At 66.3% G+C, this 15002-nt stretch carries 13 protein-coding genes and 1 riboswitch; of the genes, 5 read left to right on the plus strand and 8 right to left on the minus strand.

Annotation, left to right across the window (positions count from 1 at the left end):
* Nucleotides 1–11: 11 nt before the first annotated feature.
* The 5 genes from F464_RS0124920 to F464_RS0124940 all read right to left on the minus strand — a co-directional run bounded on the left by F464_RS0124920 (nt 12) and on the right by F464_RS0124940 (nt 5556).
* Nucleotides 12–665, minus strand: a complete 654-nt coding sequence (locus F464_RS0124920; protein WP_018992583.1) for a cytochrome c oxidase subunit 3 — start codon at nt 663–665, stop codon at nt 12–14.
* Entirely contained in the window at nt 662–2407 is a 1746-nt protein-coding gene (gene ctaD, locus F464_RS0124925; protein WP_018992584.1) for a cytochrome c oxidase subunit I, read from the minus strand. Before ctaD ends, F464_RS0124920 begins: the two co-directional genes overlap by 4 nt.
* A gap of 10 nt (nt 2408–2417) precedes the next feature.
* Nucleotides 2418–3206: a cytochrome c oxidase subunit II gene (locus F464_RS0124930; RefSeq protein ID WP_018992585.1), complete on the minus strand. Its 789-nt coding sequence runs from the start codon at nt 3204–3206 to the stop codon at nt 2418–2420.
* A gap of 46 nt (nt 3207–3252) precedes the next feature.
* A complete protein-coding gene (locus tag F464_RS0124935) occupies nt 3253–3771 on the minus strand; it encodes a hypothetical protein (protein ID WP_018992586.1) in 519 nt (172 codons plus the stop codon).
* 117 nt (nt 3772–3888) lie between these two features.
* On the minus strand, nt 3889–5556 hold the full coding sequence (locus F464_RS0124940) for a nitroreductase family protein (RefSeq protein ID WP_018992587.1): 1668 nt from the start codon (nt 5554–5556) through the stop codon (nt 3889–3891).
* A 55-nt stretch (nt 5557–5611) separates the two neighbouring features.
* Here F464_RS0124940 and F464_RS0124945 point away from each other — a divergent pair, with 55 nt between their 5' ends.
* From F464_RS0124945 to F464_RS29520, 3 genes are all read left to right on the plus strand, one after another.
* Complete coding sequence (locus F464_RS0124945) at nt 5612–6112, plus strand: DM13 domain-containing protein (protein ID WP_018992588.1); 501 nt, start codon at nt 5612–5614, stop codon at nt 6110–6112.
* 153 nt (nt 6113–6265) lie between these two features.
* A complete protein-coding gene (locus tag F464_RS0124950) occupies nt 6266–7042 on the plus strand; it encodes a ferredoxin--NADP reductase (RefSeq protein WP_018992589.1) in 777 nt (258 codons plus the stop codon).
* 372 nt (nt 7043–7414) lie between these two features.
* Nucleotides 7415–7501: riboswitch (cyclic di-GMP riboswitch) on the plus strand.
* A 114-nt stretch (nt 7502–7615) separates the two neighbouring features.
* Nucleotides 7616–9598 (plus strand): M12 family metallo-peptidase, encoded by a 1983-nt coding sequence (locus tag F464_RS29520; RefSeq protein WP_018992590.1) that lies wholly within the window; start codon nt 7616–7618, stop codon nt 9596–9598.
* Between the two features lie 108 nt (nt 9599–9706).
* On the opposite strand, the gene F464_RS29525 is transcribed toward F464_RS29520, so the two are convergent.
* The 3 genes from F464_RS29525 to F464_RS0124970 form a co-directional block, all read right to left on the minus strand.
* Nucleotides 9707–10567, minus strand: a complete 861-nt coding sequence (locus tag F464_RS29525; RefSeq protein ID WP_157354155.1) for a DsbA family protein — start codon at nt 10565–10567, stop codon at nt 9707–9709.
* Nucleotides 10568–10689: 122 nt separating this feature from the next.
* Nucleotides 10690–12156: a hypothetical protein gene (locus F464_RS0124965; RefSeq protein WP_157354157.1), complete on the minus strand. Its 1467-nt coding sequence runs from the start codon at nt 12154–12156 to the stop codon at nt 10690–10692.
* Between the two features lie 336 nt (nt 12157–12492).
* Entirely contained in the window at nt 12493–13164 is a 672-nt protein-coding gene (locus tag F464_RS0124970) for a response regulator transcription factor (RefSeq protein WP_157354159.1), read from the minus strand.
* Nucleotides 13165–13437: 273 nt separating this feature from the next.
* Here F464_RS0124970 and F464_RS0124975 point away from each other — a divergent pair, with 273 nt between their 5' ends.
* Entirely contained in the window at nt 13438–13728 is a 291-nt protein-coding gene (locus F464_RS0124975) for a hypothetical protein (RefSeq protein WP_018992594.1), read from the plus strand.
* A 157-nt stretch (nt 13729–13885) separates the two neighbouring features.
* The gene (locus F464_RS0124980) at nt 13886–15001 is read left to right on the plus strand and encodes a WD40/YVTN/BNR-like repeat-containing protein (RefSeq protein WP_018992595.1); all 1116 of its coding nucleotides are present in this window, start codon (nt 13886–13888) and stop codon (nt 14999–15001) included.
* Nucleotide 15002 lies beyond the last annotated feature (1 nt).

Below are 15002 nucleotides of genomic sequence, written 5' to 3' on the forward strand. Positions count from 1 at the left end.
ACCTCCGTGAGTCAGTGGCTGTGCATGCCCACGGCGCTGCCGAGCGCCACGAGCGTGCCCGGCGAACTCGCGAGCAGTGCGAACAGCACCAGCCACACCGCGAAGAGGAAGTGCCAGTACGTCGCGCACAGCGCCACGCGACGCGCCGAGCGCTCGCCCGGCCCCTCCCGCGCGAGGCCGGCCGCAGCCCAGCCGAGCGCGACCAGGCCGCCCGCGAGGTGCAGGCCGTGCAGCCCAGTGAGCAGGTAGAAGAAGCTCGCCGCGGGGTGGCTCGCGACGAAGTGGCCGGCCGCGACGAACTGCGCCCACACCCAGCCCTGGCCAGCGAGGAAGCCCAGCGCGAGCGCCGCGGCGGCGGCCAGCGCGCCGCGCAGGCCGCGCTCTCGCCCGTGCCGCGCGGAGCCGCTCGCGAACTGCAGCGCGACGCTGCTCGCCGCGAGCAGCCCGGTGTTCAGCCACAGCGTCGCCGGCCAGGGCAGGGCCTGCCAGTCGGGCAAGCGCGCACGCACCAGCAGCGCGATCGCGAACAGCGCGAACAACATCGCGATCACGCCCAGCAGCACGCGCAGTCCCACGGCCGCGGCCGGCGCACGCGGCGCGGCGCGCCCGGGATCCGGCGGCTGCGGGAGCCAGGGCTTGACGGCGAGCGCGGCAAGCAAACTCATACTTGGCCCCCCCACACAGGTCCTTCGCCCCCCGCGCCGGCCTCTTGCGGCACGTTCTGCGGGATGAAGTCGCGCGCCGCGCCCGGCACGCTGTAGTCGTAGGCCCAGCGGTGCACCTCGGGCATGGTTGCGCCCCAGTTGCCGTGGCGCGGCGGGGTGTGCGGCGTCTGCCATTCGAGCGTCGTCGCGCCCCACGGGTTGGCGCCGGCGGGCCGGCCGTGTCGCACGCTCCACGCGAGGTTGAACAGGAACACCAACTGCGTGACACCAACCACGAGCGCCGCGACGGTGATGAAGGCGTTGAGATCCTGCGCCGAGGCCGGGATGAACTCGTAGCCCTCGTACGCGTAGTAGCGCCGCGGCATACCGAGGAATCCGAGGTAGTGCATGGGCATGTAGATCGCGTAGGTGCCGAGGAAGGTCACCCAGAAGTGGAGCTTGCCCAGTCGCTCGTCGAGCAGGCGCCCGGTGATCTTCGGGTACCAGTGGTAGAGGCCGCCGAAGATCGCGAGGATGGGCGACACGCCCATCACCATGTGGAAATGCGCGACGACGAAGTAGGTGTCGGACAGCGGAATATCGACGCTGACGTTGCCGAGGAAGAGCCCGGTGAGCCCGCCGATCACGAAGGTGCTGATGAAGCCGATCGCGAACAGCATCGGCACGCGCAGGTGGATGTCGCCGCGCCACAGCGTCAGCGTCCAGTTGTACACCTTGATCGCGGTCGGCACCGCGATGATCAGCGTTGTCGTCGCGAAGAAGTAGCCGAAGTACGGGTTCATACCCGAGACGTACATGTGGTGCGCCCACACGACGAAGGACAGCCCGCCGATCGCGACGATGGCCCACACCATCATGCGGTAGCCGAAGATGTTCTTGCGCGCATGGGTGCTTATGAGGTCCGAGATGATGCCGAAGGCGGGCAGCGCGACGATGTACACCTCGGGGTGACCGAAGAACCAGAACAGGTGCTGGAACAGCACCGGGCTGCCGCCGCCATGCGCGAGCGGCTGACCCATCGACACGATCGCCGGCATGAAGAAGCTGGTGCCGAGCAGCTTGTCGCACAGCATCATCACGCCGCTCACGAACAGCGCCGGAAACGCGAACAGCGCGAGGATGGACGCGACGAAGATGCCCCACACCGAGAGCGGCATGCGCAGCAGGGTCATGCCGCGCGTGCGCGCCTGCAGCACGGTGGTGACGTAGTTGAGGCCGCCCATCGTCGCCGCAACGATGAAGATCACCAGCGACACCAGCATCAGCACGATGCCCCACTCGGTGCCCGGCGTACCGGGCAGGATCGCCTGCGGCGGGTACAGCGTCCAGCCCGCGCCGGTCGGCCCGCCGGGCACGAAGAAGCTCGCGACCAGCACCAGCACCGCGAGCAGGTACATCCAGTACGACAGCATGTTGAGGAAGGGGAACACCATATCGCGCGCGCCGACCATCAGCGGGATCAGGTAGTTGCCGAAGCCGCCGAGGAATAGCGCGGTGAGCAGATACACGACCATGATCATCCCGTGCATCGTCACGTACTGGTAATACCTGCCCGGGTCGATGAAGTCGAATGCGCCGGGAAAGCCCAACTGCAAGCGCATCAGGTTCGACAGCACCAGCGCGACCAGGCCGATCGCGATCGCGGTGAGGCTGTACTGGATCGCGATCACCTTGTGATCCTGGCTCCACACGTACTTCGTCCAGAAACTGTGCGGCTCCGTGTGCAGATCACGATCGCTCATCGCGCCCTCCTCATCGCAGCGCGGCGAAGGTCGGCTGCGCCGCGAGCCAGGCGCGGAACGCCGCCTCGTCCTCGACGACGACATGGCCGCGCATGTTGTAGTGCGCCAGCCCGCACAGCTCGGCGCACAGGATCTCGAAGCGGCCGGCACGCGTCGGCGTGAGCCAGAAGCGCGACACCAGCCCCGGCACGAGGTCCATCTTCACGCGGAACTGCGGCACGTAGAAGTTGTGCAGCACGTCGTGCGAGCGCAGCAGCAGCGCGACGGGACGGCCGAGCGGCAGGTGCAGCTCGGGGCTCGCGACGAGCACGTCGTCGCGCCCGTGCGGGTCGTCGGGGTTCACGCCGAAGGGGTTGTCGGCGCTCACGTAGCGCACGTCGGTGCGTCCGAGGCGGCCGTCCGCGCCGGGAAAGCGGAAGCGCCACTGCCACTGCCGGCCCAGCACCTCGACCTGCGCCGCGTCGTCCGGGGCGGCGATCATCTGCGAATACACGTACAGGCCCGGCGCCAGCATCGCGACGATGCCTGCTGTCGTAAGCAGCGTGAGCCGGCCTTCCAGGCGCCGGTTCTCCGGTTCGAAGGCCGCGCGGTGGCCGGCGCGATGACGGAAACGCACGATCGCAAGCGCAATGAAGAGATTCACCGCGACGAACACCGCCCCCGTGATCACCAGCGTGATCAGGATGGTGTCGTCGACCAGGCCCCAGTTCGACGCGATCGGGGTGAACCACCACGGACTGGCGAAGTGGAATGCCACCGTCGCGACGACGATCACGACCAGCGCGATTGCCAGTGCCATGGCTGCCCTGCCCTCCCTCGCGTGACTCCCGGCTACCCGCCGATGCTCACGGGAACGCCGGGATCGTCGGCTCGGTACCCTCGATATCGACTTCCGGATGATGCTGCCGGATCAGATCCTCGAACTCCTCGACACGGTCCTTGGGCACGTCGACCATCATCAGCAGCATGCCCTGCTCAATGGCCTCCGCGAAGCGCTCGAGGCGGGAGTTCGGCACGCTCACGCCGACCATCGCCGACACCCACGCACCGAAGCCGGCGCCGCCCAGCGCACCGAACAGGATCGCGCCGCCGGCCGCCACCACGCCCGCCGGCGGGAAGACCAGCGCCACCAGCCCGGCGAGCGCGCCCACGCTGCCGCCGACCGCCAGCCCGCGCTCGATCGCCGGCACGAGGTCGGTCTTCTGCGCGACGCCAGCTTCGGGCAATGCCTCCAACGGCGTGTTGCGGCGGGCCAGCACATGGATGTGCTCGTAGGGAACGTGCGCAAGCAGCAGTTCATCGACGATCCGGCGCGCGGTATCGACGTCCGGAAGCAGGAAATACAACCGCTTCACGCCCAGCATGACGACCTCCTTGCCGGATCACTCACGGCAGCATGCGCGGCCTCCCCGCTCTTGCCTCGCTCTCGCACCGACCCCCACAAGACTGTGACCGCCGGGCGGTCGTCAAGTTTTCGGCGTCTATGCGCGCCGGGCGGCGCCATACGGCGGCAGCGAACTGAGGCGCGCATCCTCGACCGGCCCGCCGACGGTGAAGTGGTAGAGACTCTGCCATTCGCCACCGGCGAGGCCCAGCAATTCGTGCATCGTGTCGTCGAAGAAGCAGCCGATACCGGTACCGCGCAGCCCCGCCGCCTCGGCCTCCAGGTACAGCATGTGGCCGAGCAGGCCGCATTCGCGGAAGAGCTGCGCATAGCGCCACGGCTCGCGCGCGACGAGCCCCGTGTGCGCGAGCATGCCCAACGCGAAGCACGAATCGGCAGCGATCTCCTGATGACAGCTGACGAGCTGCGCCGTCGCACGCAGGTCGTAGGGAATCAGCAGGTAAAGCGGCAGCGGCGCGGGGCCCGTCTTGCGCCACAGCCAGTCCTCGCGCATCGCCCCGCGCAGTTCGGCGAGCGCCGCCGGATCGCGCACCAGCACGTAGAGCCCCGGTTCCAGCCCGTCGACGCGATGCACGAAGATCGCCGGATGCACTTGCGCCGGCCACGGCCAGCCCGACCACGGCGGCACGCCGGCGCGCGGCAGCAGCGCATCGAGCACGGCGAAGAAGGTTTCGGCTGCCATCGTCGTCACGCCGTCGAAAGCGACCGCACTGCGGCGCCGGCGCGCGAGCGTCGCGAACGGAGGATCGAGGGCCGCGGGCGCGGGCAGCGCTGGCGTCGGAAGCGAAAGTGCCGGTGCGGCGGAGGTGCGCGGCTTGCGCGCGGCGGCATCGACGACGGCGATGTCCGGCCAGTCGACATGCGCGGAACTCAGGCGGTTGGCGTGTCCGTGCCAGCCGGCCTGCCCTGCGAGGGCGAGCAGCGCATCGACGTCGATCCCGCCCTCCGTCGCACCGAGCTGCAGCAGCACCTCGGGCGCCTCGCGCTCGGCGCCGTCGAAGTCCGCCGCGCGATCCAGCCCCGCGAGGCGCGCGATGTCCTCGTCGCCGGCACGGTCGAGCACGCGCGCCGGCCAGCCGAGCGCCGCGGCGGCAAGCGTCACCGCGGCCACCGCATGGCCGCAGTCGTGCTGGCAATAGCGCCATGCGCGCATGCCGTACTTCCACGCCTCGCGCCAGTGGATCGAACTCAGCGCGACCAGCACCCCCTGCCCGCCGAAGGCCCTGGTCCAGTCCACCTCCCAGCCCGCCTCCCTGCCCGCATTTGCGTCGTCCGGCGGCGCTGCGCGCTGCTCCAGCACGTGGTCCCGGCTCAGATAGTGATGCACGCCGGCCGGGATGCCGGGCAGCGCCGGCGCGATCAGGTAGCCCTCGGTCGGATGCAGGTTGCCGCTCGACGGATTGCAGCGCAGCGCCCAGCGCGAGCCGCCGAACGACTTCCATGCCGACAGCGCGAGCGAAAGCTCGAACAGGATGCCCACGTGCTCGCGGTCGAAGGGCGCGGGCGGCGGCAGCTCGCCGCGGCGCAGGGCGGCGTAGCGCGTCGCGAGCCCATCCGCCGCGAGCGGCAGGATCGTGCGCACGGCCCCCTCCCAGCAGCGCCACGGATCCGGCTGGTTCGCCCAGTCGAGGCGCCCCGGCCCCGGCGCGTAGCGCTCCGGCCGATGCTTGCTATGCTCATGGTAGGCTTGCACGGCGGCGGCCTGCCCGCCCTCCCGTGACGCGGTTTCCGGTTCTTGCGCCATCCCGTCCCCCTCGCGACTCATCGCGCCACCGCCTCAGCACAGGAGCCCGATAGCGATGAAACGGTCCATCCTCGTCTTCGTCCTCGGTGGCCTGCTCGGCTCCGCCGCCGGCTTTGCGCTGGGCATCTTCGTCTACCCCTTCATCTTCCTCGCCGACATCACCGCGAACGAGCGCATCGACGACCCGTCGGCGCTGACCCTCGTCGCGCGCGGGACCTTCATCCACGCGAACCCCGCAGACCCGATCCACTACGGCCGCGGCGGCGTACGCGTGTATGACGGAGTCGTGCACCTGGAGCAAGACTTTCAGGTGGGCCCCGGCCCGAAATTCCACGTTTACCTCGTGCCGGACAAGCAGGTCACGCCCGATACCGACGTCGGCGGCAGCATGTTCATCGACCTCGGCCGGCTCAAGGCGTTCAAGGGCGGCCAGAACTATCCCGTCCCGGCCGGCGTGGATCTGGCTGCCTATGGCAGCGTCGTCATCTGGTGCGAGCAGTTCGGCGTGCTGATCTCGCCCGCACAGTTGGTCGCAGCGAAAGAGGGCGCAGGATGAGCCCGGCGACTTCCGCAACCGACCGCATTAACCTTTCTTAATCAGGGGCTTCTCGCCGCATTCATATAACTTTTTCGTAGCAGCTTATGGCCCCGCACGCTGCAGTGCAGCAGTACAATTCGCGCCTTGCAACGAAGAACCAAAACACCGGACATGGCCGCCTTCATCACCGAAAAGATCGTCAGCGTGCATCACTGGAACGACACGCTGTTCTCCTTCACCACGACGCGCGACCGCGCGCTGCGCTACGAGAACGGCCAGTTCGTGATGATCGGCCTGGAGGTCGAAGGCCGCCCGCTGATGCGCGCCTATTCGATCGCTAGTGCGAACTACGAGGAGAACCTCGAGTTCTTCAGCATCAAGGTGGCCGACGGCCCGCTCACCTCTCGCCTGCAGAAGGTGCAACCGGGCGACGACATCCTCATGTCGCGCAAGCCGACCGGCACGCTGGTGCTGCACGACCTGCTGCCCGGCAAACACCTGTACCTGTTCTCGACCGGCACGGGCCTCGCGCCCTTCATGAGCGTGATCCGCGACCTCGACGTGTATGAGCGCTTCGAAAAGATCATCCTGATCCACGGCGTGCGCCACGTCAGCGAAGTCGCCTACGAACACTACATCACGCACGAACTGCCGCAGCACGAATTCCTCGGCGAGGCGGTGCGCGAGAAGCTCATCTACTACCCGACCGTGACGCGCGAGCCCTTCCGCAACCAGGGCCGCTTCACCGACCTGATCGAAAGCGGCAAGCTGTTCGAGGATATCGGCCTGCCCCCGCTCGACCCCGCCGTCGACCGCGTGATGATCTGCGGCAGCGCGGCGATGCTCAAGAGCTCGCGCGAACTGCTCGACCGCCGCGGCTTCAAGATGTCCAAGCGCATCGGCGAGCCGGGCGACTACGTCATCGAGCACGCCTTCGTCGACAAGTAAGCGGCTCCCGCACCCCGACGAATTGCCGGCCCCAGGGCCGGCATTTTTCGTTTACGCCCGCCCCGATCCCCTGCGGCCGATCCGGCCACGGCCCGACCAGACGCGCCGGAAAAAGTAAGCAGATGTATCAACGCACTCCCAGACGCGGCCAAGTGTCGCCATACGGCGACACTTGGTGACTTTCCGATTGCCACCTGCATCGCATGATCACGTCGTAGAAGACCACCCTGCGGGCCTCCGGACAATGCCATTGCAATAGAATGGTTATTCTGTAAAAAACCTTTGCATATTAAGCACATCCCGTCGTCAAAGGCTAAAGTTCAGCCCTATTTTGCCGTAACTGCTCACATGGTCGGCGCACGTCCCCGACCGTACTGAAAAGGGCAAACCCGTCGAAAGACGGGGACGCAAAGTCACCGGTTTAAAAGGCTTAGGCCTCATGACAGCGGGACTGCCAGGTTACGAGAATCCGGATGGATCGAAAGGTCCCGCCATCTCACCTGTTCGCCGCGCCTTGGCGCGGGATCCGCAGTACTCCCTGTCGTTGTTGAAAGTTTTACGGGGAGTATTGCAATGAAATCGAACACCACCACCAACGCGCTGCGCCACCGTGCAACCCGCCTTGCGCGCCTGGCCGGAACCGGCCTCTTCACGGCGCTGCTCGCGTTTTCGTCCGCAACGACGGTTTCGGCCGCACCTGTACCGGCGGCTGACGGCAGCGAAGCCGCCCTCGGCACCACCCTGGCCTCCAAGGCGGCACGCGCGGAGCAGCTGACCCAGTCCCTCGCGGATCTGCACGCCCAGTACCGCGCCGCGCCCACCCACCAGCAGCCCGCACGGCTCGATGAGCTGGCCGCCGCGATTGCGGAACGCAAAGCCCTCCTCGCCGAACTCATCAAGAACGACCCCGCCTCCGCGCTGCGGCTCGCCCTTTCACCCAGCGTGCGCGCCGGCATGCCCGCTCAGGTACGCAACGCCCTCGAACAGCATGTGGACGTCGCCGGCGAACTCGAGGTGTTCTACGAAGAGTATCCGAACAAGAAGGCACGCCTGGTTCACTACCTGCGCACCCCTCAGGGCCAGCGCATTTCCCTGCACTTCAAGACCCAGCCTCCCAGCCTGCTCACCGGTACCCAGGTGCGCGCCAAGGGCGTCCAGCTGGACAGCTCGATGGCCCTCGAGTCGGGCGAAACCAGCCTGACCCTGGCCGCCAAGGGCGGCGCCACCGGCGGCAGCAACGGTGGAACGCCGGCCCCGGGCCCCAGCGCCACGGGCGAACACAGGACCCTGGTTGTGCTGGTCAATTTCCAGGACAACCCGATCCAGCCCTACACCCCGGATTTCGCGAAGTCCGTCCTGACCACGACCAACGACTATTTCCTCGAGAACTCGCACCAGCAGATGTGGCTGAACGCCGACGTCGCGGGCTGGTTCACGATCGCCAACAGCTCCAGCGTGTGCGATACCAATGCGATCGGCACCCAGGCCCAGGCGGCAGCGTCGGCAGCGGGATACAACCTGTCCGCTTACACCCATCTCGTCTATGCCTTCCCGCAGATCGCCTGCGGCTGGTGGGGACTGTCGTCCGTGGGTGGCAGTCCGTCGAACACGTGGATTACCGGCGAACTCAAGATCGGCGTGACGGCGCACGAACTCGGACATGCCATTGGCCTGTTCCACTCGCATTCGAATGACTGCGGCGCCGACACCCTCGGGGCGACCTGCACGACGTATGAGTACGGCGACCAGTTCGACATGATGGGCTCCTCGAGCACCGGCCACTACAATGCCTTCCAGAAGGAGCGCCTGGGCTGGCTGAATACGTCCTCCACCGCGCCGATCACTACCGTCACGAGCGACGGCGTCTTCACCCTCGAACCGTACGCCGCCAGCGGGACGGGCCCGAAAGCCCTGAAGATTCCGAAAGGCATCGACCCGCTCACCGGACAGCAAGCCTGGTACTACGTCGAATTTCGCCAGGCAGTGGGCTTCGACAGCGTGCTCGCGGGCAACACGAACGTGCTCAACGGCGTGCTGATCCATACCGCCACCAGCTTCAATGGCAACAGCGCGAACCTCCTCGACATGACGCCCAACAGCGGTACCTCGCTGTATCTGGACTGGAAGGATCCCGCGCTGGTGGTCGGCGGAACTTTCACGGATCCGGCTTCGGGCGTGAGCATCACGTCGGATGTGGTGTCCGCAACGCAGGCTGTGGTCACAGTGCGGTTCGGTTCAGGCGGCTCCACCTCCTCCGCGCTGCTGAGCGCGACCGGTTCGACCAGCCAGACCACCTACACCCGTGGCCAGACGGTCTATCTGACGGCGAACGTGAATGCCGGCGGCGTGCCGGTGGCCGGCGCCACGGTGTCCTTCACGGTGACCAAGGCCAACGGTTCGCAGGTCAAAGGCAGCGCGACGACCGGAAGCGACGGCAAGGCCCTGTACCAGTTCCAGCTCAAGAAGCCCGACCCCGTCGGCACCTATCAGACCGGAATGGTCGCGGCCTTCAACGGGCAGTCCGCAACCACCGCCGTCTCATTCAACGTGCAGTAAGCTTCGCGCGCCCGACCTCCCCGTGGGTCGCGCCAGGCAAAAACTCCCGCTGGTTCCGGCAACCAGCGGGAGTTTCCATTTAGCACTTCCCCGCCTGCGAGCGACGACCTACTGCTTGCTCTCCGTGAGCAGCTTGTCGAGCTCCTGCTTGAGCAGCGCGTAGGCTTGCGCCCCCCGCATGATGCGCACGTTCTTCATGTTGCCGTCGACGCTCATCCCCAACAGCAGGGTCGGTGTTCCGGTCACGCTCAACTTGCGGCCCTCGGCGATATCGCCGCGAATGCGTTCGACGTACTTGCCGCTCTCCAGGCATTGCTTGAACGATCCCGCATTCATGTCCAGGGCCGTGGCGTGGTCCACGAGCCGCTCGACTGCGAGCGCCTGCTGGTTGGCGAAGAGGCGGTCGTGCATTTCCCAGTACCGCCCCTGGTCCCCCGCGCAGTGCGCCGCCTCGGCGGCCTTCAGAGCCTGCGGGTGGATGGACTCAAGGGGGAAGTCACGAAATACGTAACGCACCTTGCCGGTGGCGATAAAGTCCTTGTCGATCTGCGGCAGCGAATTGTCGGCATGGCGCTTGCAGAACGGGCACTGGTAATCGGAAAACTCCATCACGGTGAGCTGCGCGTCCCGCACCCCCTTGAGCGGTGCGTCGCCGATCGCGACGACGGCATCGATGGATTGCACGAGCGGCGGCGGCGGTGGCGGCATGCGCGCCTGGAGCTGCTTTTTGATTTCGTCGAGATCCTTGCGCAGGGCGTCCTGGCTCTGCCTGACGGCATCCACGTCGCGGCGCAACTTTTCCATCTCGCCTGCCTTCTGCGCCACGGCTGGCGCAGACAAACCCGCAAGCGACAAACCCGTTATCGCCGCGCATAGCGTCATTCGATTCATGGCATCACTTCCGTGTGTGTGATCAAGCGGCTTGAATTGCCGGTATGTGCGAACCCCCTCGATCAGTTGCCCGATCAAGGGGGTCCGAACGCTTTTGCATTTATTCCAAGTCCCCCCCCACGGGGGGGCCCGCCGGGTCTCTTCCAGGCTTAAGGAAGAGACCCTTGGGCTACCCCCGAAAGGGCCGGTGCATGCAACTGTTACGGGAACGTCACGCTGATATTGACTTGCGCGCTGTCCTGCAGCGGCGGCGCGCCGTAATTCACGCCATCATCGTCGCTCGCAGCGCCGTCGAGAACGTTCGTATGCAAGCCGGTGGTAGTGATCCGGCCAACGAACGAGCACGTGTAGTTGCCACCCGCAGCGATGTTCTGCGGTACCGCACACGTCGTGCTTTGGACGTTGCCAGCCACCGCGGTGATGTCGCCGAACTTGTCGTCAATGAGCGAATTCAGCGTCAGCGTATCGACGGTGGAGTTGTTGCTCACCGAGACGCTGTACTGCACGTCCACTGCAACGGCCTGCGTTGCGGTCGCGGTCTTGGCGAGTGACGGCGGGGTCGACACGTCGATGTAGGTTACTACGGCGGGGTCGTCGTCACACAGGTTCGAATGACCGAAATCGTCGGTTCCGCAAGCAGTCACGGTGTCCGTGATCGTGTCACCCGTGTCGCCCGCTCCCACTGTCACCGTGAATTGACACGTATACGGGTTCAGCCCACCCGGATCGTTGCTCTCGGCCGGGATCGTCGCCAGCGTGCAAGTAGTGGCCGTGATGCCATTGTGGCCGGTCGTCGTGATGTCGCCGTACAGGTTATCCACCAGACTATCCAGGTCCACGTCCGACACTTGCGCATTGTTGGTCACCGCGACGCTGTATGTCACGGAACCGCCGGTCTCGAGCACCGTCGGCGTCACCGCCTCCTTCACGACGGTAATGCTCGCCGTCTCGAGGAACACGTCGATGTCGAGAGTGCCGCAATTACACTTGGACGGCGATCCGGGGTAGGCGTCGAAGGTGCCTGCCGTCGTGAACGTGCCGGAGTCGCACGCCTCGTTCGCACCCGGCTGACGCCAAGTCGTACACCAAGGCAGATTCACCTTGTTGTCGCCATTGGTGTCACTACACGTCGTGGTGATGGTCTGATGAATCACCTGCGGATTGTGCGCGTCGTCGATGTCGCCGCAGATGTCCGGGGGCGAATCCTTGTTGATGAAGGTCGACGAATTCGCAGCGGTTACCACATTCGGCGCGCACAGCCCCGTCAATGCCCCGTCATTGCCGCCGCCGTCCGTCGCGATGTAGAGACCGAGGTCGTAACGGGCCTGCGCCGTCAGAGGCATCGTGAAGTCGGCGGTGAAGGTGAAGGGTTGGCCGGAGACACACGTGAGCTGCCCTTGCAGGTTCGGGTCCTGGCAGCCGTCGTTGTTCAGGTCCCGTGGTCCTCCGGGCGGGGAAACAACGATACAGAGGTTGGTGGCCGAGGACAGCGTGACGTCATTGGCGGTACAAGTAAGGCTCTGGGTATTGCCGTGCGCCTGCCACACATCCTGGATACAACTCTGCGCCGACGCAGGCGGGGCCCCCAGCAGCAGCCCTCCCACTACAAGCGTCGCCGCGCCTATATAGCGCGCACACGAGCGCAGCCATCTCGTAAACGTTTTCATGAAGTCCTCCTATCCGATTCGGGCAAGCTTCGCCCGGTCAGGGGCCAGCGCGGCCCTGGCAGGGGAAATGCCGTCCTTCTCAGGACGCCCCCATCTGTCATCGGTGCAAAGTCATCCCTCCTTGCGGACCGATGTTCAGTGCTTTAGGAATAGCAGAGGAATGCGGCCGGAATTGCGCTGCGGTGGCCTAGGCTCTGCGGCCTAGGCCCGACGGCCTAGGCCATTGCAAAATGACAAATGATTTGTCTGCCGAGCACCACAAAGCTTGCGCGGCGGCATCCGCAAGGCGCTGAGGTGACGCGGAAGCTGGCGCAGCGGCGGCGCGGATGCACCGTGTCAATTGACCATCGGCGCGCCGGAAGGGATGCGCGGCTGGGTCAGCTGGGCGCGGCGGGTAATGCCGAGCTTGGCGAAGATATGGCTCAGATGCGCCTTGACGGTCTTGTCGCTCATGCCAAGCGCCCTGGCGATCTCCTTGTTCGTGCAGCCGCGCGAAATCAGCTGGACGATTTCCTCTTCCCGGGGGCTGAGCTTCTCCACAATGGCGATAGGCTCTCGAGCGTGGCCCGGCAGGTTGATCGCGTCGATGAGGCTGGTCAGCGCATGGGCAAGTTTCTCGCGCCCGAGCCAGATCTCCCCGCGCCGGATCGCACGCATGGCATCTGCGTATTCACGACTGTCACAGCTCTTTGCCACGAAGCCGCTGACGCCCTGTAGCAGAGCATTCTCGACGCGCTTGTCGGTCAGCGCGCTGGCTGCCATCAGGATCGCTGTTCCGGGGTGCGAACGACGGAGCGACGCGAGCACCCTTCCCGGTTCCGCTCCCGGCGGATCCGCATCGAACACCAGGATGTCCGGCTGCAGGGCATCAAGCAACGCAGGCAGCTGATTGTAGCCGGCCACTCGGGCCGCCAACTGGACGCCCGCCAATTCTGCAGCCGCACCGACCTTGTCGCAGAAGCCGCTGTCCGGACTTACGACAAGGACGGACGGAGCCATATATTCCATTGCGCTCGCCCCCCTGCCTGACCTTGTCTGTCGACGCTCGCATGGGGTATTTGCCCCATTAGATTTAAGTGATTTATAGACCGATTGTTACCAAGTGTCACGCACTGGACTACCCGCTGCGGGGCGGTCTGGGTAACAGAAAATTCGCCTGCACACGACGCCCCCCGACACCCGAAACGCATGATCGGAGCGTATATTGGCGAACGCAACTTGCAGACTGCATTCCCTAACCTTCGGACGGCGTCGCCGCCCGGTCAACCTGGAGATACGCGCATGTCCCGCCTGATCGCTACCCTCGTCGCCCCCGTCCTCGCAAGCCTGTTCCTCGCCGGCCCGGTATTCGCCCAATCGCCCGACGCCGCCTGCGAGGCCAAGGCCATCGACAAGAACGGCAAGCCGCTCGTCGGCGCCGCCAAGTCGTCCTTCATGAAGAAGTGCCACGGCGACGCCGTGAATATGGAGTGCTCGGCGAAGGCCCTCGACAAGAACGGCAAGCCGCTCGCCGGCGCGGCGAAGAATTCCTTCATGAAGAAGTGCCAGGCCGACATGAAGGCAGCCAAGTAACGCGACACGCGCTCCCGACCCCAACGACAGCCGGCCGCAAGGCCGGCTTTTCATTTGCGCCGTGCCCGCGACGACAGCGGCACAAATCCCCTAATGCCGACATGCTTGTTTCGCCTTTCCCAGCGACTATGCTGGAAAGTCGAAGGAGGGCGAGCGCATGGACCAGATCGTATTGCTGATCGGAACGCGCAAGGGTGCGTTCCTCCTGCACACCGACGCGGCGCGGCGCGAATGGCGCCTCACCGGGCCGCATTTCCTCGGCTCCGCAGTGCATCACATGGTGCTCGACCCGCGCGACCGCCGGACACTGCTGCTGGGCACGCGTCCGGGCCATCTGGGTCCGACGGTGTTCCGCTCGACCGACCTCGGCGAACACTGGCAGGAGGCGACCAAGCCGCCCGCCTTCGCGCCGTCCGCGGACACCAGGGCGCCCAGCGTGGACATCGTCTTCTGGCTCGCCCCCGGCCACGCCGCTGAGCCGGACGTGTGGTACGCCGGCACCGTGCCGCCGGGGCTCTTCCGCTCGGAGGACGGCGGCGACACCTGGCAGGAAGTGGCGGGGTTCAACCACGAGCTGCTGCCCAACCTGCGCGAGGTCATCGGCCCCATTCCGGGCGGGCCGCCGCTCCACTCGATCTGCATCGACCCGCGCGACGCCCGGCACATGTACGTGTCGCTGTCCTCGGGCGGCACTTTCGAGAGCACCGACGCCGGCGCGAACTGGCGCGCGCTCAATCGTGGCATCGCCGCCGATTTCCTGCCCGACCCGGACGCCGACGTGGGCCACGATCCGCACCGCGTCGCGCTGCATCCGCTCGCGCCGGACCGCCTGTACCAGCAGAACCACTGCGGCATCTACCGCCTGGACCGCCCCGGCGACCGCTGGCAGCGCATCGGCCGCGCGATGCCTGCCGAGATCGGCGACATCGGCTTCCCGATCGTGCTGCATCCGCGCGACCCCGACACCCTGTGGGTGTTCCCGATGGACGGCACCGAGAACTGGCCGCGCACCTCACCCGACGGCAAGCCCGCCGCGTACCGCAGCCGCGACGGCGGCGAGAGCTGGGAGCGCCAGGACAACGGCCTGCCGCGCGGCCACGCGTGGTGGACGGTGAAGCGCCAGGCCTTCTGCGCCGACGCCGGCAAGCCGCTCGGGCTGTATTTCGGCACCACCTGCGGCGAGCTGTGGGGCAGCCACGACGAGGGCGACACCTGGCTGTGCCTCGCCGAGCACCTGCCGGAAATCTTCTCCGTCGAAGCCGCGACACTCTGAC

The organism is Aromatoleum toluclasticum ATCC 700605, from assembly GCF_000378245.1.
GTDB lineage: Bacteria > Pseudomonadota > Gammaproteobacteria > Burkholderiales > Rhodocyclaceae > Aromatoleum > Aromatoleum toluclasticum.

Coding starts and splice junctions, on each gene's coding strand:
- F464_RS0124945 (WP_018992588.1), top strand. CDS start 5,612: ATGAAACGGTCCATCCTCGTCTTCGTCCTCGGTGGCCTGCTCGGCTCC.
- F464_RS0124970 (WP_157354159.1), bottom strand. CDS start 13,164: ATGGAATATATGGCTCCGTCCGTCCTTGTCGTAAGTCCGGACAGCGGC.
- F464_RS0124980 (WP_018992595.1), top strand. CDS start 13,886: ATGGACCAGATCGTATTGCTGATCGGAACGCGCAAGGGTGCGTTCCTC.
- F464_RS0124930 (WP_018992585.1), bottom strand. CDS start 3,206: ATGGCACTGGCAATCGCGCTGGTCGTGATCGTCGTCGCGACGGTGGCA.
- F464_RS29520 (WP_018992590.1), top strand. CDS start 7,616: ATGAAATCGAACACCACCACCAACGCGCTGCGCCACCGTGCAACCCGC.
- F464_RS0124920 (WP_018992583.1), bottom strand. CDS start 665: ATGAGTTTGCTTGCCGCGCTCGCCGTCAAGCCCTGGCTCCCGCAGCCG.
- F464_RS0124975 (WP_018992594.1), top strand. CDS start 13,438: ATGTCCCGCCTGATCGCTACCCTCGTCGCCCCCGTCCTCGCAAGCCTG.
- F464_RS0124950 (WP_018992589.1), top strand. CDS start 6,266: ATGGCCGCCTTCATCACCGAAAAGATCGTCAGCGTGCATCACTGGAAC.
- F464_RS0124965 (WP_157354157.1), bottom strand. CDS start 12,156: ATGAAAACGTTTACGAGATGGCTGCGCTCGTGTGCGCGCTATATAGGC.
- ctaD (WP_018992584.1), bottom strand. CDS start 2,407: ATGAGCGATCGTGATCTGCACACGGAGCCGCACAGTTTCTGGACGAAG.
- F464_RS0124935 (WP_018992586.1), bottom strand. CDS start 3,771: ATGCTGGGCGTGAAGCGGTTGTATTTCCTGCTTCCGGACGTCGATACC.
- F464_RS0124940 (WP_018992587.1), bottom strand. CDS start 5,556: ATGGCGCAAGAACCGGAAACCGCGTCACGGGAGGGCGGGCAGGCCGCC.